The following is a 16578-nucleotide window of genomic DNA, read 5'->3' as shown; positions in this document are numbered from 1 at the left end:
AACAGATTTTCGATTACGGAGTACGCTGGGCCTATGGCCACGCACCTCCAGGGCTCCCTGTTCGACCAGACCGACGAGCTGCGGCTCGGCCCGCTCACCGGGCTGCGCCGCACCGAGCTGGGCGCCGGTGCCTGGATCGACGTCCTGCCGGGCTGGCTGAGCGGGGCCGACGCCCTGTTCGAGACGCTCGCGGCGGAGGTGCCCTGGCGGGCGGAACACCGGAAGATGTACGACAACGTGGTCGCCGTACCGCGGCTGCTGGCGTTCTACGGGGCGGACGACCCGCTCCCCCACCCCGTCCTGGCCGAGGCGCGCGCCGCCCTGTCCCGCGCCTACGCCGAGGAGCTGGGCGAGCCGTTCGCCACCGCCGGGCTCTGCTTCTACCGGGACGGCCGGGACAGCGTGGCCTGGCACGGGGACCGGATCGGGCGGGGGGCACGCCAGGACACCATGGTCGCGATCCTCTCCGTGGGCGCGCCCCGGGACCTGCTGCTCCGCCCGGCCGGCGGGGGCGGCCCGACGGTACGGCGGCCGCTCGGGCACGGCGACCTCATCGTCATGGGCGGGTCCTGCCAGCGGACCTGGGAGCACTGCATCCCGAAGACCGCCCGGGCCACCGGACCGCGGATCAGCATCCAGTTCCGCCCGCAGGGCGTGCGCTGACACCGGGCGGCCTGGTGGCGGACCGGAGCATCTGGTTGGCTGTCCCCCGACGATCACATTCGGGTGCCGGGGAGACCATGACCGCCGACGTACGCCAAGTCGCCGACCACACCTATCTGGTGCACGGCCACCACACCAACTGGGTCATCCTCAAGGACGGCGACGCCGTCACGCTGGTGGACACCGGCTACCCCGGGGACCGCGAGGGGCTCCTCCAGTCCCTCGCCGCGGTGGGCAGCGCACCGGAGGCGGTGGCCGCGGTGCTGATCACCCATGCGCACAACGACCATCTGGGCTCGGCCGAGTATCTGCGTACGGCCCACAACACCCCGGTCTATCTGCACCCGGCCGAAGTGCCGCACGCCCGCCGCGACTTCCTCCAGCAGGTCACCATCGGCGAGCTGGTGCGCAACGCCTGGCGGCCCGGGGTGGTCTCCTGGGCACGGCATGTGATCCAGGTGGGCGGCACCCAGCACAACCCCGTCACCGAGCCCCAGCCGTTCCCCGGCGAGGGCGCGCTCGATCTGCCGGGCCGGCCGGTGCCCGTGCACACCCCCGGGCACACCGACGGCCACTGCGTCTACCACCTGCCCGAGGCGGGCATCGTGATCTCGGGCGACGCCCTGGTCAGCGGGCACGCGACCTCCCGGCTCAAGGGCCCGCAGCTGCTGCCGGACTTCTTCCACCACGAGCGCGCCCGGGCGATCGCCTCCCTGGAGCTGATCGGCGCGCTCGAGGGCGACGCCCTGCTGCCCGGGCACGGGCCGCTGCACCGGGGCTCGGTACGGGCCGCCGCCGAACAGGCCCGGGAGCGGGCCGCCTAGCATCCCTGGGGGCATGCTTCAGCTTGCCGACGTGTGCGCCGTGCCCTTGGTGCGGATGTGCTGTCGGAGGAAGAGAGCGGCGCGCTCCAGTGCCTCGTCGGCTTCGTCCAGGACGCCGGCGAACGCCTGGAAGACGTGGGGAACGTCGGCGGTGACGTCCAGGATGACGTCCACTCCGGCTTCCCTCGCGCGCGTGGCCATGCGGGTGGAGTCGTCCAGGAGCATTTCGTTGGTGCCCGCCTGGAGGAGCATCGGGGGGAAACCGGTCAGGTCGGCGCAGACGGCGGGGCTGAGCATGGGCTGGTGCGGGTCCTGTCCCGCAAGGTACATGGCCCCCGTGTGTTCCATGCCCTCCCGCGTGAAGAACGGATCGACGCCCGCCTTGCTGTCCATGCTCCCGCCCGTCCGGGTCATGTCGAGGCCCGGGGAGAACGCCACGATCGCGGCGGGCAGGGGCAGGCCCGCTTCGCGAGCGGCGAGGCAGACGGCGACCGTGAGCCCACCACCGGCGGAGTCCCCGGCGAACGCGATCGCCGAAGCGTCTTCGCCGCTGTCGAGAAGGGCGCGGTAGGCGCTCAGCCCGTCCTCGATCGCGGCCGGGAACGGGTGCTCGGGGGCAAGCCGGTAGTCCAGCGAGAACGCCCTGAATCCTGTTCTGGTCACCAGGTTCCCCGTCAGCGACATCGCCGTCTCCGGTGAACCGACCACGTAGGAGCCGCCGTGGAAGTAGAGGACCGTCCCGGGTTTCGGAGTGCCGGCCGGCTCGACGAGCACCGCACGCCGGTCGCCGAGCGTCGCACCCTGGGTGCGGATACCAGCCGGGACGATCATTTCGGCCATCATCGTCCTGAACCCGGCACGGAGCCCCTCCACCGACCGTGGGCCCTCAGGCCGAGGCTGCCGGACCCTCGCGTCGATCTCCGCGCGCTGTTGCCTGCTCATGGTCGCCTCCATCGCAAGTGCATGCCCAGGAACTATATGCCCAGGCATATGAACTAAGATATATGCCATGGCATCTAAGTCAAGCGGGGCCGACCTCCTGGGCTTCTTCGACGACCTCGTCCGCTGTGAGACGCGCCTCTACAACGCGCTGAACGACCGTCTTCGCGAGCGGCACGGGATCGTCACCTCGCAGTTCGAGTTCCTGCGCTTCCTGCGGGACCACCCTGGGTCCCGGGTGGCGGACCTTGCCGCCGCGTTCGCCATCGGGATCGGCGCGACCAGCAAGGGCATCGACCGCCAGGAGAAGAACGGATGGGTCGTACGGCGCACCAATCCCTCGGATCGCCGCTCATCGCTGCTGGAGCTGACCGATGACGGCCTGCGACTCGTCGAGGAGGCGGAGGCGACCTTCACCGAGGCGCTGGCCGAGCTGACCGCGGGCGCCCTCGGCGGCCCCTTGGGACCGGCCGCCGTACAGGTCCTTTCGGAGCTCCGCGCCGTTCTCGAACGCGACCAGATCGGCCTGCCCACCGGCTGACGGGCATGTCCGGCAAGGCCTTAGGGTTCCTGCCATGGCCTTGCAGATCAGTGCCACCAACCCGGAGCACCCCGCGCTGCTGCTCGCCCTGCCCTGGGACGTGCCGCTGGAGGAGTGGCCGGAGGAGTACCTCGTGCCGCTCCCCCGCGGCATCTCCCGGCACGTCGTGCGGTACGCGCACGCCGGGGACGAGGTGATCGCCGTCAAGGAGCTGGCCGAGCGGCCCGCGCTGCGCGAGTACGAACTGCTGCGCGACCTCGACCGGCTCGGCATCCCCGCCGTCGACCCGCTCGCCGTGATCACCGGCCGCACCGACCGCTCCGGCGCTGCGCTGGAGCCGGTGCTGGTCACCCGGCATCTGCGCGGCTCGCTGCCGTACCGGTCGATGTTCGAGACGACCATGCGCCCGGCGACCATGCACCGCCTGATGGACGCCCTGGCCGTGCTGCTGGTCCGGCTGCATCTGGCCGGGTTCGCCTGGGGCGACTGCTCGCTGTCCAACACGCTGTTCCGGCGCGACGCGGGCGCCTACGCCGCCTACCTGGTGGACGCCGAGACCGGAGACCTGCACCCGCGGCTGAGCCCCGGGCAGCGCGAGTACGACCTCGACCTGGCCCGGGTGAACATCAGCGGCGAGCTGCTGGACCTGGAGGCGTCCGGCGCGCTGCACCCGTCGGTCGACCCGGTCGAGTTCGGCCACGAGATCTGCACCCGCTACGGCGGACTCTGGCAGGAGCTGACCCGCACCTCGGTGTACCCGGCGGGCAAGTACCACTACATAGAACGCCGGATACGCCGCCTGAACGACCTCGGTTTCGACGTGGCCGAGATGCAGATCGAGCACTCCGCAGGCGGCGACAGCGTCACCTTCGTGCCCAAGGTCGTCGACGCCGGGCACCACCAGCGCCAGCTGCTGCGGCTGACCGGCCTGGACGCCGAGGAGAACCAGGCGCGGCGGCTGCTGAACGACCTGGAGAGCTGGATGGCCACCCAGGACGATCACGCTCCCGGCGATCCTCTCCCGAGCTCTCGGCTTCGCTCGAGCAGGGGGGACCCCCATACCGCCCGACCCGAAGTCCTGGCCCACCGCTGGGTGCGGGAGGTGTTCCGGCCCACCGTGCGGGCGGTGCCGGCCGAGGCGCGCGGCGCGATGGACCCGGCGCAGATCTACCACGAACTCCTGGAACACCGCTGGTATCTGTCCGAGCGCGCCCAGCACGACATAGGGCTCGACACCGCCGTCGCGGACTACATCGAGAACGTCCTGCCGAAGGCCCGCTCCCCGCTGGAGCCGACCGCACCCGAGTAGCGGCCGCCGGGCTCCGGCCGGCTCACTCGTGCGGGACCACGGCCACCGGGCAGTCCGCGTGGTGCAGCACCCCGTGGGCGACCGAGCCGATGCGGCCGCCGACGGCCGTACGGTGGGCGCGGCGGCCGACGACCACCAGCTGGGCCCCGGCCGCCTCCGACAGCAGCACCTGGCCCGCGCTGCCCATCTCGATGTGCTCGGCGACCGGCACCTGCGGGAACCGCTCCTGCCAGGGCTTGAGTGCCTCGGCGAGCGCCGTCGTCTCGTACGGCTCCAGGCCGCCCGCGTCGTCCAGCAGCTGGAGCGAGCCGGGGCTGTAGGCGAAGACGGGCGGCAGGGTCCAGGCGCGGACGGCGCGGACGGTGGCGCCCCGGGCGGCGGCCGTCTCGAAGGCGAACCGCAGCGTCTCCGCACTGTCCTCGGGGCCGCCGTGCTGGCCGACCACGACGGGCCGGCCGGCCGCCTCCGCCGCCGCCCGGTCGCCGGCCCGCACCAGGACCACCGGCCGCGTCGCCTCGGCGATCACCTGCTGCCCGACCGAGCCCAGCAGGAACCCGACGACCGGTCCGTGCCCGCGCGATCCCAGCACCAGCAGCTCCGCGTCGGCGCCCGCCCGGGCCAGCACCTCCGGGGCGGCGCCCTCGACCACGTCGACGCTCACCGCCGGCTCCGGATGGTGCTCGGTGACGGCACGCACCGCCTGCGCCACCCCGTCCGACACCCACCCGTGCTGGGTGGTGCGGTCGACCGCGGCGAGGGAGTCCGCGTACCGCCAGGCGTGCACCACCCGCAGCGGCAGCCGCCGGCGCACGGCCTCCCGCGCCGCCCACTCCAGCGCGGCCAGACTCTCCTCGGTACCGTCCACCCCTACCGTGACCGGGCGCGTCATCTGCGGGCCTCCTTCTCGTCGCCGCGTTCCTGTGCTGCTGCTGGTGCCCACTATCGGGCACGGTCAGACGGGCCGCCGGGAGCGCTGCCGTGATCCGGAGCGAAACGGCGCCATCGAACATACGATGGGGCGCGTATGGGTGCGGTGGTCCCCACGACACCCGCCCGGGGCACCGACCAACGGGGTGGGACGTTATATGGCTCAGGCTGCCGAAGCAGCGCGGACCGTCATCCTGACCGTGGACGACGACCCCGGGGTCTCCCGGGCCGTCGCCCGCGATCTGCGGCGGCGCTACGGCGCGGCGCACCGGATCGTGCGCGCGGAGTCCGGCGAGTCCGCGCTCCAGGCGCTGCGCGAGCTGAAGCTGCGCGGCGAGCCGGTGGCGGTCATCCTGGCCGACTACCGGATGCCGCAGATGAACGGCATCGAGTTCCTGGAGCAGGCGCTCGACATCTACCCGAGCGCGCGGCGGGTGCTGCTGACCGCGTACGCGGACACCAACGCGGCGATCGACGCGATCAACGTCGTCGACCTCGACCACTATCTGCTCAAGCCGTGGGACCCGCCGGAGGAGAAGCTCTACCCGGTCGTGGACGATCTGCTCCAGGCGTGGCGGGCCGGCGGCCACCGGCCGGTGTCCAGCACCAAGGTCGTGGGGCACCGCTGGTCGGCTCGATCCTCGGACGTCCGGGAGTTCCTGGCCCGCAACCAGGTGCCGTACCGCTGGTACTCGGTGGACGAGCCGGAGGGGCGGCGGCTGCTGGCGGCGGCCGGGCAGGACGGACAGCGGCTGCCGCTGGTGATCGCGCCGGACGGCACCGCGCTGGTCGAGCCGGAGGCGCCCGAGCTGGCCGCGCGGGTGGGTCTGGCGACGAACCCGACGGCCGACTTCTACGACCTGATCGTGATCGGCGGTGGACCGGCCGGGCTCGGTGCCGCCGTGTACGGCGCCTCGGAGGGGCTGCGGACCGTCCTCGTGGAGCGGTCGGCGACCGGCGGCCAGGCCGGGCAGAGTTCCCGGATCGAGAACTACCTCGGCTTTCCCGACGGTGTCTCGGGCGCCCAGCTCACCGACCGGGCGCGGCGGCAGGCGGCCAAGTTCGGTGCCGAGCTGCTGACCGCGCGGGAGGTGACGGGCCTGGAGGTCAACGGGGCCGCGCGGGTGGTCCGGTTCTCGGACGGCACGGCGATCGCCGCGCACACGGTGATCCTGGCGACCGGGGTGCAGTACCGGCAGCTGGACGCCACCGGCTGCACCGGCCTGACCGGGTGCGGGGTGTTCTACGGCTCGGCGCTGACCGAGGCGGCTTCCTGCCAGGGCCAGGACGTGTACATCGTGGGCGGCGCCAACTCGGCCGGACAGGCGGCCATGTACCTCGCCCGGGGCGCGAAGTCGGTGACGCTGCTGGTGCGGGGTCCGGATCTGGCGGCGTCGATGTCGCACTACCTGATCCAGCAGATCGCCGAGGCGCCGAACATCCGGGTGCGCGCCCACACCGTGGTGGACGCGGCCCACGGTACGGACCGGCTGGAACAGCTCACGCTGCGGGACACGGTGACCGGCGAGACCGAACGGGTCGACACCCACTGGATGTTCGTGTTCATCGGGGCCGCCCCGCTGACCGACTGGCTGGGTGACACCGTGCTGCGCGACGACCGCGGGTTCATCCTGGCCGGGCCCGACCTGGGCGCCGAGGGACGGCCGCCGGCCGGCTGGGAGCTGGACCGGCCGCCGTACCACCTGGAGACCAGCATTCCCGGCGTGTTCGTCGCGGGCGACGCGCGCGCCGAGTCCGCCAAACGCGTCGCGTCCGCCGTCGGAGAGGGAGCCATGGCCGTCATGCTCGTCCACCGGTATCTGGAGCAGTCGTGAGCGGGCGGGTGATGCCGTGCAGCCCCGGGGAGATCGGTTCCCTGTTCCTGTTCGAGAAGCTGACCCCCGAGCAGCTGGGCCGGCTGTGCGGCGAGGGCCGGGTGGAGCTGTTCGAGCCCGGCCCGGTGTATACCGAAGGAGCCCCGGCCACCTGCTTCTTCGTGCTGATCGAGGGCACGGTGGTGCTGTCCCGCCGGGTCGGCGGTGACGACGTCGAGGTGACCAGGACCGACCGGCCCGGGGTGTACGCGGGCGCGATGCAGGCGTATCTCGGCGACCGGGTGCCCCAGGTCTACAACAACTCGCTGCGGGTGACCCGGCCCACCCGGTTCTTCGTGCTGCCGGCGGATGTGTTCGCGGAGGTCATGCGCGAGTGGTTCCCGATGGCGGTGCATCTGCTGGAGGGGCTGTTCTTCGGGTCGAAGAGCACGCAGGCGGCGATCGGGCAGCGGGAGCGGCTGCTGGCACTGGGTTCGCTGTCGGCCGGGCTGACGCACGAGCTGAACAACCCGGCGGCAGCGGCGGTGCGGGCCACCGCGACGCTGCGGGAGCGGGTGGCGAAGATGCGGCACAAGCTGGCCGTGATCGCCGAAGGCCCCTTCTCGCGCGATGCGCTGGCCGGGCTGATCGAGATCCAGGAGCGCACCGCCGAGCGGGTCGCGAAGGCGCCGGTGCTCAGCCCGCTGGAGGCCGCCGACCGGGAGGACCTGCTCGGCGACTGGCTGGCGGACCACGGCATCGACCACGGCTGGCAGCTGGCCCCGGTCTTCGTACAGGCGGGACTCGACACCGACTGGCTGGAGCAGGTCGCGGCGGCCGTGGACGCGGAGATCCTGCCCGGCGCGGTGGCCTGGCTCAACTACACCATCGAGACCGAGCTGCTGATGAACGAGATCGAGGACTCCACCTCGCGGATCTCGCACCTGGTCGACGCGGCCAAGCAGTACGCGCAGCTGGACCGGGCCCCCTACCGGGTGGTGGACGTGCACGAACTCCTCGACAGCACCCTGCTGATGCTGTCCGGGAAGCTCGGCTCCGGCATCACGGTGAAGAAGGAGTACGACCGTTCCCTGCCGCCGGTGCCCGCCTACCCGGCGGAGCTGAACCAGGTGTGGACCAACCTCGTCGACAACGCGGCCGCCGCCATCCGGAGCGCGGGCGGCGAGGGCACGCTGACCGTGCGGACCGCGCTGGACCACGAGCGGCTGCTGGTGGAGTTCCGGGACACCGGGCCGGGGGTGCCGGCGGAGATCAGGGACCGGATCTTCGACCCGTTCTTCACCACCAAGCCGGTCGGTGAGGGCACCGGGCTGGGGCTGGACATCTCCTGGCGGATCGTCGTCAACAAGCACCACGGCACCCTGCGGGTCGAGTCGGTGCCCGGTGACACCCGCTTCCAGGTGCTGCTGCCGCTGGAGGCCGAGACACCCGTGGAGGAAGCCGTATGAACCCCGACGACGGCATCGACCCCGGCGTGCCGCCCAGCGGCACCGGCTGCGTGGAGTGCGAGCAGGCGGGCGGCTGGTGGTTCCATCTGCGCCGGTGCGCGCTGTGCGGGCACATCGGCTGCTGCGACGACTCGCCGGCGCGGCATGCCACGGCGCACTACCGGGACACCGGGCATCCCGTGATCCGCAGCTTCGAGCCGGGCGAGGACTGGTTCTGGAACTTCGCCACCGAGGAGCTGTACGGCTCCGGGCCCGAACTCGCCCCGCCGGCCAGCCGGCCGGTGGACCAGCCGGCGCCGGGCCCGGCGGGGCGGGTGCCCGCCGACTGGGCCGAGATCCTGCGGCGCTGACCGGCGGCCCGCTCAGCGGGCGCAGTCCAGGCGGTGCGGGGCCACGGCGTCGGCCAGCGCCCGCATGCCGGGGTCGCCGGGGTGCAGATGGTCGCCGCTGTCGTACGCGGGCCTCAGCCGGGCGGGGTCGTGCGGGTCGCGCAGCGCGCGGTCGAAGTCGAGGACGGCGTCGAAGGCGCGGGTGCCGCGCAGGTAGCGGTTGACCTGGCGGCGTACGGCCTCGGCCGCCGGGTCCCATTCGGGCCAGCCCTGGAAGGGACTGATGGTGGCGGCGGCCACGCACAGGCCTGCCGCGTGCGCCCGCCGCAGGATCCGCAGATAGCCGGCGATCAGGCCGGAGGCGGTGACACCGGTGTGCGCCTTGATGTCGTTCACGCCCTCGAAGAGCACGACGGTGCGTACTCCGGGCAGGGCGAGGACGTCCTGGTCCAGCCGGTGCAGGGCGCTGGGCGCGGCGCCGTCGGCGAGCACCTGGTTGCCCGAGATGCCCTCGTCGGCCACGCCCTGGACGGCGGTGCGGGAGGCGGCGAGGCGCCGGGCGAGCAGGTCGGGCCAGCGGCGGTTGGTGTCGGGGGTGGAGCGGCGGCCGTCGGTGAGGGAGTCGCCGAGCACGGCCACGGCACCGGTGCCCGGCCGGGGCGGTCGTACGGCCACCGCGTCGAGGTACCACCAGGACCGGGTGGTGTGCGTCCAGTGGGCGCCGCTCTCCTCGGCGGTCGGGTCGCCGGGGCCGGTGTAGGAGGTCTGCAAGGCGAGCGCGTGGCCGGTGGCGGGACCCTGCCCGCCGGGGGTGTGCAGGCTGACGACGAGGTCGGCGCCGGCCGGGAGGCTGCCGGGCAGCGGATCGCTCCAGACGGAGGCGCCGGGCGGGACGGTGACGGTGCGGGCGCCGGCGAAGGTCAGCCGCCGGTTGCTGCCCGGGCGCAGGGCCGGGCCCCGCGCGCGCAGGCCGGCGTAGACGCTGTCCAGGGTCAGCGGGCGGTCGCCGAAGGCGTTGGAGAGGCGGACGCGCAGTGCGCGGCCGGCCACGCTGGTGTGCACGACCAGCCGGTAGGCCTGGCCGGCCGGGGCCTCGCCGAGGGGCTGTGCGCTCGCCGCCCAGGTGACCACGCCGGGAACCGGGGCGGCGGGCCTGGGGGGTGGCGCGGGCCGGGCGGGTGCGGGCCCGCAGGCGGCGGGGGCGGGCAGGACGGCGGCCGTCAGCAGGGCGGCGGCGAGGGCGCGGCCGCGGAGGCGCCGGCCGGTCACGGGGCCGGGCCCCGGGGTACGGCGGCTCTCCCCGGCCGGGTGCGGACCGTCCGGGAGGTGTCTGCGTGTCCCACGCAGGTCATGGTGGCGCCGGGGCGGCTCGGGCGCATCCCGGCGCCGGTGCGGCCGGCCCCGGAAAGGGGGATGCCCCGCGCGGGGCGGGGCATCCGGTGCGCTGCCGTCCGTCAGTGGCGGGCGGCCGGCTTGTTGGCGGCGGTGACGTTGACCGCGGCCCACGCCTTGTCCACCGTCTTGTACTCGGTGCTGTTCGCGCCGTACAGGTCCTTGGCCGCCTTCAGCGTCGCGACGCGCGCGTCGTGGAAGTCGGTCGTGGAGACCATGTAGCGGGTGAGCGCACGGTAGAAGATGGCGGTGGCCTTGGCGCGGCCGATGCCCTTCACCGTGGAGTGGTTGTACGTCGGCGAGTTGTAGGCGACGCCGTTGATCGTCTTCTTGCCGCTGCCCTCGGCGAGCAGGTAGTACGCGTGCGAGGAGACACCGGAACCGGCGTGCACCTCGGTGTAGTACGTGTCCGTCGACCAGTAGTCGATCGTGCCCTCGAGCTTGTCGAGCGAGGGGTGGTCCAGGCGGCGCAGGAACTTCTGCGCGAGACCCAGCTTCTCGCCGATCAGGTAGTCGGGGGTGTCCTTCTTGTTGTTGGCGTAGAACTCGACGTTGGAGCCGAAGATGTCCGCGAGGGACTCGTTCAGCGCGCCGGGCTCGCCGTACTGGTTGCCGTCGGAGTCGACGTAGGTCGGCTCCAGCTTGGCGGTCGCGTCCACCACGCCGTGGGTCAGCTCGTGACCGGTGACGTCGATGACCACCAGCGGCTTCTTGAAGGTCTGGCCGTCACCGTCGCCGTACAGCATGCAGCCGCAGGTCGGGTCCCAGAAGGCGTTGGCGACCTTGTTGCCCCAGTGGACCATGCCCTGGGCGGCCTTGCTGTTGTTGGCGATGCCCTTGCGCCCGAAGGTCTTCTTGTAGAAGTCCAGGGTCTTGGTGATGCCGTACTGGGCGTCGGCGGCCGCGCTGGTGCGGTTGCCGGTCGTCCCGTTGCCCCACACGTTGGTGGTGCTGGTGAACTTCGTGCCCTTGCCGAAGTTCTCCGTGTACGAGCCCTTGGCGTCCCGGGTCTCGGTGCCGTACCGGTTCGGGTCCTTGAGCTGGTAGTGGCCACGCGAGGTCTGCGTGGTGGTGAGGCCGACGCTGCCGACGAAGAGCGTCTTGCCGGTGCCGTAGGCGGTCGACGGGTAGCTCGTGGCGCCGGTGGTCGCACCCGAGCCGAGCAGGCCCGAGGCGGCGGAGGCGGTGCCGGTGGCCGGGTCGGCCGTCTCGCCGCGCTGGTGCAGCGCGTTCAGCAGCTTCGGCGACAGGAACTCGTCGCTGTCGGGCGTGTTGCTGCGCACCTTGCCGGTGACGGCGTCGATGACGACGGTGTTGGTGCCGGTCTGGTCGGTCACGGTCACCTGGTAGGCCAGGGCCGAGGAACCGCCGCGGGCGTCGACGACGAGCTGGGCGTCGCCCGCCTCGCCCTTGGCGGCCTTGGCGGCCTTGGCGGCGGCCTGGTCCGCCGTCACCTTGGCCTGGCTGGCGTCCGGCGCGACGGTGTGGCCGGCGGCGCGGGTCACACCGTCGTAGGCCAGCTGGTGGGTCAGGTGGACGACGAGGTCACCGCCGAGGACCGGCATCCCCTCGTGCGTACGGACGAAGCGGACGTGCCGGGCACCCTCGGGGTCCAGCATGACGTCCTGGGCGTGGAGTTCGTCGCCCTTGGTGACGCCGGTCGCCGACGCGTGGGCGAAGGCCGCGGCGCGCGCCGCGTTCACCACCGCGGTCGCGTCGGTCGTGACGGCGGCGGACCGCTCCGTCCCCGTGGCGGGGCCCGCGAAGGCCGTACCGGCCAGGCCCGTGGCAGCGGTCGTCACCGCGATGGCGACGGCCACGCTGCGTATGTGCGGTCTGCGCACTATTCAGGGTTCCTTCGTTCAAAGGCGGCCGTGATCCCCAACCGCCTTGACACATGGCGCAGTTCAGCGCGCCACGGGGGCTGGTAGGGCCCCGAGGAGTACCCTTACGGATCAGTCATGTCCACGTAAAGGTGGAATGATCGATTTCGCGACTTTCTATGACAATCTTTTACAAATGCACGCCATAGGGTGATCACGAGATGACCAACTGTGTGTCGGTTGTGGAGACGCGCCCCTCATGCCCTAGGTTCCCAGGCCGGAATGTGACCGATGTCGCAGCAACAGACGTACAGAGGAAAGTGGGTGCCGGATGGTTTCAGCGACGGTGAGCAGAGGCGCGGTCCTCGGAGCGGTCGCGCTGTCGCTCCTGGCGACCCCGGCGTGGGCCGCCACCGGGGCGCCGCAGGCCCCGGCCGCGGCGGCGCTTCCGGCGCCCGACACGGCGGGCCTGGGCACGGTGCTGCGCTCGGTGGTGAACCAGGGCGCGCCGGGCGCGCTGGCCCGGATCGACGACCACGGCACGGTGTACAAGGTGACGCGCGGCGTGGCCGACCGCGGCACCGGGCGGGCCATCAGCACCGCCGACCGGTTCCGCATCGGCAGCGTGACCAAGACCTTCTCGGCCGTCGTCCTGCTGCAACTCGCCGACGAGCACCGGCTCGACCTCGACGCCCCGGTCAACCGCTATCTGCCCAAGCTGCTGCCCGACGACCGCATCACGGTCCGCCAGGTGCTCAGCCACCGCAGCGGGCTCTACGACTACACCAACGACCTCTTCGCCGACAGCGTCTCCGGCTTCGAGGCGGTGCGGAACAAGGTCTTCAGCTACCGCGATCTGGTCGCGCTGTCGCTGAAGCGGCCGCGCACCAACGCGCCGGGCGCCGCGTACTCGTACTCCAACACCAACTTCGTCGTCGCGGGCATGCTCATCGAGAAGCTCACGGGGCAGCCGGTGCGAACCGCGTACGAACAGCGCATCTTCCAGCCGCTGAAGCTGAAGGACACCTTCTACGTCCACCCGGACACCGCGATCCCCGGCCGGTACACGCGCGGCTACCTCACCAACAACGGCTCCGGCGCCCGGCTGATCGACGCCACCCGGCAGACCGTGTCCTGGGCGCAGAGCGCGGGGGCCATCATCTCCAGCGCGCAGGACCTCGACACGTTCTACAGCGCGCTGCTCGGCGGCCGGCTGCTGTCCGCCGCGCGGCTCGCCGAGATGGAGCGGTTCAACCGGGTGGACAGCACGACGTCGTACGGGCTCGGACTGCGCCGGCGCGATCTGTCCTGCGGGCTGTCGGTGTACGGGCACACGGGGGCGGTGCAGGGCTACTACACCTACGCGTTCGCCACGAAGGACGGCCGGCGCAGCCTCACGGCCGTCGCCAACGCGTCGAACAACAGCGGGGTGCTGAAGGCGCTGGGCGGCGCGCTGGAGTCGGCGTTCTGCGGGAAGCAGGCCAAGCAGGCCGTGAAGTGACCGCAGCCGGGCGGGCCGGTTCCGCGAACTTGGCGGAACCAGCCCCTCCGGGACACCATGCCCGGCATGAAGGGTGATCTTTTTTCGCATCAGAACCGGGTCCTGCCGGCCACCGAGCCGGGCATGACCGTGGAGAACGCCAAGTGCATCAGATACGTGGTGCACGGCGAGATGTACGCCCGGCAGGGCGCGATGATCGCCCACCGCGGCGGCCTCGCCTTCGAGCGCAAGGGGCAGGGGGTCGGCGGCATGCTCAAGCGAGCGGTCACCGGGGAGGGGCTGCCCCTGATGGCGGTGCGCGGGCAGGGCGAGGCCTGGTTCGCGCACGAGGCGCAGAACTGCTTCATCGTCGAGGTGGAGCCCGGCGACCGGTTCACCGTCAACGGCCGCAACGTGCTGTGCTTCGACGCCTCGCTGTCGTACGAGATCAAGGCGATAAAGGGCTCCGGCATCGCCGGTGGCGGGGTGTTCAACAGCGTGTTCAGCGGGCACGGCCGGCTCGGGCTGGTCTGCGAGGGCAACCCGCTGGTCATACCGGTTACGCCCGAGGCGCCGGTGTACGTCGACACGGACGCGGTGGTCGGCTGGTCGGCACAGCTCGAGACCTCGCTGCACCGCTCGCAGTCCATCGGCTCGATGCTGCGCGGCGGTTCGGGCGAAGCGGTCCAGCTGATGCTCCAGGGCGAGGGGGTCGTCGTGGTGCGGCCGAGCGAGCTGACGCCGCAGAAGACCCAGCAGCACTGAGCCTTCCGATGTGATGCGCGTCGCACAGTCAACCCCGGCGGCGGAACCCGCGTCTTGATCCACAACAGACCGAAGCCCCGGTCCCCCACGGGACCCGGGGCATGTTTCCGAGACGCTATACACGTCATGTATACACTCCGTGTATAGAAGGGTACGCATGTACGGCAAGGCTTTCGCCCCGGAGTACCAGGGCGCCCTGACCACCCTGTCCGTCAACTCCTCGCTGGTCGATGTGCTGGCCGAGGCCACCGAGCGGCTGCGCGAGGCCGAGCGCTCCGGGCACCCGGGAGAGGCGGCGCGCTGCGGACTCGCCGTCGCCGAGGCACACCGCCGGCTCGGCCATGTGCGGGACGCGGACCGCGCCTGGAAGGCGAGTTACCGCGCCGCCCGGGAGGCCGGCGACACCGCCGCGATGGCCTGGGCGCTGTGGAGCGGCGGCACGCTGGCCCGGCAGCGCGGCGCCTTCCCGCTGGCCTGGCGGCTGCTGGGACTCGCCGCCGAACTCGGCGAGCGCGGCGGGGACGTCGTCGTCCGCGGCTACTCCCTGGCCGGGCTCGCCGAGACGGGCCGGATCCAGGGCGACTACGCGGCGGTCGGCCGGCTGCACGAGCAGCTGCTGGCCGAGGCCCGCCGGCGCGGCGAGGCCCGGCACACGGTGTGGGCGCTGGAGGGCATCGCCCAGATGCACCGCAACACCGGGGAGTACGACAAGGCGTACGCGCTGTTCGAGGAGGCGGCGGAGATAGCCGCGCGGGCCGAGGACCGGCGCGGCCACGCCTGGGCGCTGCGCGGACTGGCCGACGTCCTCTCGGTCCGCGACGGCGACACCGGGCGGGCGCTGGAGCTTCTGTCCGAGGCGGAGACCATGTGCCGCGCGATGAACCTCACCAGCGCGCTCGCCTACAACCACAAGATGCGCGGCAACGTCCTCTACCGCGCGGGCCGTTACGCCGAGGCCCGGGAGCTGTACGAGCTGGCGCTGGAGGAGTTCCGCGCGATGAGCGAGCCGCGTGGCGAGGCGCTGTCCCGGCTGGGCCTGGCGAAGGCGCGGGCGATGCTGGGCCGGGACCGCACCGAGACGGCGGCCGAACTCGCCGAGCTGGCCCGCTCCCTGGAAGGCGGCGGGCTGAAGCACGTACGCGAGCTGGTGGCCCGGGCCCGGCAGGAGTTCGCGCCGGCCGCGGAGGCCGTGCGATGACCGCGCTCCAGGCGCCCCCGGGCGCCACCGAGATCCTGGCCGGCTGCCGGGAGCTGGTGCGGCCCGCGCTTCAGGAGGCGGTGGGGCGGCTGCATCCGTGGGTGGCCGAGATGGCCGGGTACTCCTTCGGCTGGTGCGAGGTCGGCGGAGCGCCCGCCGCCGCGCCGGGCGGCAAGGGCGTACGGCAGACGCTGGCGGTGCTCGGCGCCCGGGCGGCGGGGGCCGACGAGCACACCGGTGTCCCGGCGGCGGTCGCGGTGGAGCTGGTGCACGCCTTCTCGCTGCTGCACGACGACATCATGGACGGCGACCCGACCCGGCGCCGCCGCCCCGCCGTGTGGCAGGCGTACGGCACCGGGCCCGCGGTGCTCGCCGGCGACGCGCTGTTCGCGCTGGCGGTGGAGACGGTCGCCGCCACGCCCCAGGGCCCCGGCGCGGTACGGCTGCTCTCCGCAGCCCTCGCCGACCTGGTGCGCGGGCAGGCCGACGACCTGGTGTTCGCGGCCCGGCCGTTCACCGGTCCGGACCGGGTGACGGCCGAGGAGTACCGGGCGATGGCCGAGGGCAAGACCGGCGCGCTGCTCGGCTGCGCGGCCGCGCTGGGCGCCGCGCTCGGCGGGGCGCCCGCGGCCACGGTCACCGCGCTGGACCGGGCCGGACGGCACCTCGGTATCGCCTTCCAGCTGGTCGACGACGTGCTGGGCATCTGGGGCGACCCGGCGGTCACGGGCAAGCCCGTGGGCGGCGATCTGCGGGCGGGGAAGAAGACGTTCCCGGTGCTGGTCGCGCTCGCCTCCCCGGCGGCCGGGCGGCTGCCCGCGCTCCTCGGCACCGAGGAGGGGGCGCCCGAGGCGGCCGCGCTGATCGAGGAGGCCGGGGGCCGCGCGGCGGCGCTGGCCGAGGCGCGGGCCCACACGGCCGCGGCGCGCGGCCTGCTCGCCGGCGCCCCGCTGGCCGCCGGCGCCGCCGCGGACCTGGTCCGGCTGCTGGAGTTCCTGCTGGGCCGGGCCCTGTAGCCGTACCGCGAAACGGTGTTGACCAAGGACACCCTCCCGGGTCAGGGTGCGACCGGCGCGGCTCCCACCCCCGCGCCGGAAGGGTGAAG

Annotated in this window: 15 protein-coding genes; 11 read left to right on the top strand and 4 right to left on the bottom strand. The window is 72.8% G+C overall.

Annotation, left to right across the window (positions count from 1 at the left end):
* Positions 1-33: 33 nt before the first annotated feature.
* Positions 34-663 (top strand): alpha-ketoglutarate-dependent dioxygenase AlkB family protein, encoded by a 630-nt coding sequence (locus ACWCV9_RS27545; protein ID WP_450790498.1) that lies wholly within the window; start codon positions 34-36, stop codon positions 661-663.
* A gap of 77 nt (positions 664-740) precedes the next feature.
* On the top strand, positions 741-1487 hold the full coding sequence (locus ACWCV9_RS27540; protein WP_450790496.1) for an MBL fold metallo-hydrolase: 747 nt from the start codon (positions 741-743) through the stop codon (positions 1485-1487).
* Positions 1488-1505: 18 nt separating this feature from the next.
* On the opposite strand, the gene ACWCV9_RS27535 is transcribed toward ACWCV9_RS27540, so the two are convergent.
* Complete coding sequence (locus ACWCV9_RS27535) at positions 1506-2318, bottom strand: alpha/beta hydrolase (RefSeq protein ID WP_450790494.1); 813 nt, start codon at positions 2316-2318, stop codon at positions 1506-1508.
* A 178-nt stretch (positions 2319-2496) separates the two neighbouring features.
* On the opposite strand from ACWCV9_RS27535, the gene ACWCV9_RS27530 reads away from it, so the two are divergent.
* Both ACWCV9_RS27530 and ACWCV9_RS27525 read left to right on the top strand, forming a co-directional pair.
* Positions 2497-2967, top strand: coding sequence for a MarR family winged helix-turn-helix transcriptional regulator (locus ACWCV9_RS27530; RefSeq protein ID WP_450790492.1), 471 nt, complete (start codon positions 2497-2499; stop codon positions 2965-2967).
* A 34-nt stretch (positions 2968-3001) separates the two neighbouring features.
* On the top strand, positions 3002-4276 hold the full coding sequence (locus tag ACWCV9_RS27525) for a DUF4032 domain-containing protein (RefSeq protein WP_450790490.1): 1275 nt from the start codon (positions 3002-3004) through the stop codon (positions 4274-4276).
* 22 nt (positions 4277-4298) lie between these two features.
* Here ACWCV9_RS27525 and ACWCV9_RS27520 read toward each other — a convergent pair whose 3' ends face one another.
* The gene (locus ACWCV9_RS27520; RefSeq protein ID WP_450790488.1) at positions 4299-5165 is read right to left on the bottom strand and encodes a universal stress protein; all 867 of its coding nucleotides are present in this window, start codon (positions 5163-5165) and stop codon (positions 4299-4301) included.
* Between the two features lie 196 nt (positions 5166-5361).
* Here ACWCV9_RS27520 and ACWCV9_RS27515 point away from each other — a divergent pair, with 196 nt between their 5' ends.
* From ACWCV9_RS27515 to ACWCV9_RS27505, 3 genes are read left to right on the top strand one after another with little or no spacing between them, the layout of a single operon-like run.
* A complete protein-coding gene (locus tag ACWCV9_RS27515; RefSeq protein WP_450790486.1) occupies positions 5362-7038 on the top strand; it encodes an FAD-dependent oxidoreductase in 1677 nt (558 codons plus the stop codon).
* A complete protein-coding gene (locus tag ACWCV9_RS27510) occupies positions 7035-8486 on the top strand; it encodes an ATP-binding protein (protein WP_450790484.1) in 1452 nt (483 codons plus the stop codon). The genes ACWCV9_RS27515 and ACWCV9_RS27510 overlap by 4 nt, the downstream gene beginning before the upstream one ends.
* The gene (locus tag ACWCV9_RS27505) at positions 8483-8836 is read left to right on the top strand and encodes a UBP-type zinc finger domain-containing protein (protein ID WP_450790483.1); all 354 of its coding nucleotides are present in this window, start codon (positions 8483-8485) and stop codon (positions 8834-8836) included. The genes ACWCV9_RS27510 and ACWCV9_RS27505 overlap by 4 nt, the downstream gene beginning before the upstream one ends.
* A gap of 12 nt (positions 8837-8848) precedes the next feature.
* On the opposite strand, the gene ACWCV9_RS27500 is transcribed toward ACWCV9_RS27505, so the two are convergent.
* Positions 8849-10084, bottom strand: coding sequence for an SGNH/GDSL hydrolase family protein (locus ACWCV9_RS27500; RefSeq protein WP_450790481.1), 1236 nt, complete (start codon positions 10082-10084; stop codon positions 8849-8851).
* Between the two features lie 185 nt (positions 10085-10269).
* The gene (locus ACWCV9_RS27495; protein ID WP_450790480.1) at positions 10270-12051 is read right to left on the bottom strand and encodes a M4 family metallopeptidase; all 1782 of its coding nucleotides are present in this window, start codon (positions 12049-12051) and stop codon (positions 10270-10272) included.
* Between the two features lie 310 nt (positions 12052-12361).
* Here ACWCV9_RS27495 and ACWCV9_RS27490 point away from each other — a divergent pair, with 310 nt between their 5' ends.
* The 4 genes from ACWCV9_RS27490 (at position 12362) to ACWCV9_RS27475 (ending at position 16489) form a co-directional block, all read left to right on the top strand.
* Positions 12362-13531 carry a serine hydrolase domain-containing protein gene (locus tag ACWCV9_RS27490; protein WP_450790478.1) on the top strand — a complete coding sequence of 390 codons (1170 nt, stop codon included), beginning with the start codon at positions 12362-12364 and terminating at the stop codon, positions 13529-13531.
* A 66-nt stretch (positions 13532-13597) separates the two neighbouring features.
* The gene (locus ACWCV9_RS27485; RefSeq protein WP_450790476.1) at positions 13598-14275 is read left to right on the top strand and encodes an AIM24 family protein; all 678 of its coding nucleotides are present in this window, start codon (positions 13598-13600) and stop codon (positions 14273-14275) included.
* Positions 14276-14432: 157 nt separating this feature from the next.
* Positions 14433-15473 (top strand): tetratricopeptide repeat protein, encoded by a 1041-nt coding sequence (locus ACWCV9_RS27480; RefSeq protein ID WP_450790474.1) that lies wholly within the window; start codon positions 14433-14435, stop codon positions 15471-15473.
* Positions 15470-16489 carry a polyprenyl synthetase family protein gene (locus ACWCV9_RS27475; RefSeq protein WP_450790472.1) on the top strand — a complete coding sequence of 340 codons (1020 nt, stop codon included), beginning with the start codon at positions 15470-15472 and terminating at the stop codon, positions 16487-16489. The genes ACWCV9_RS27480 and ACWCV9_RS27475 overlap by 4 nt, the downstream gene beginning before the upstream one ends.
* Positions 16490-16578 lie beyond the last annotated feature (89 nt).

This window comes from Streptomyces sp. NPDC001606 (assembly GCF_053596835.1).
Note: the sequence above shows the minus strand (reverse complement) of the source record. Positions and strands in the feature narration are given on the sequence as shown.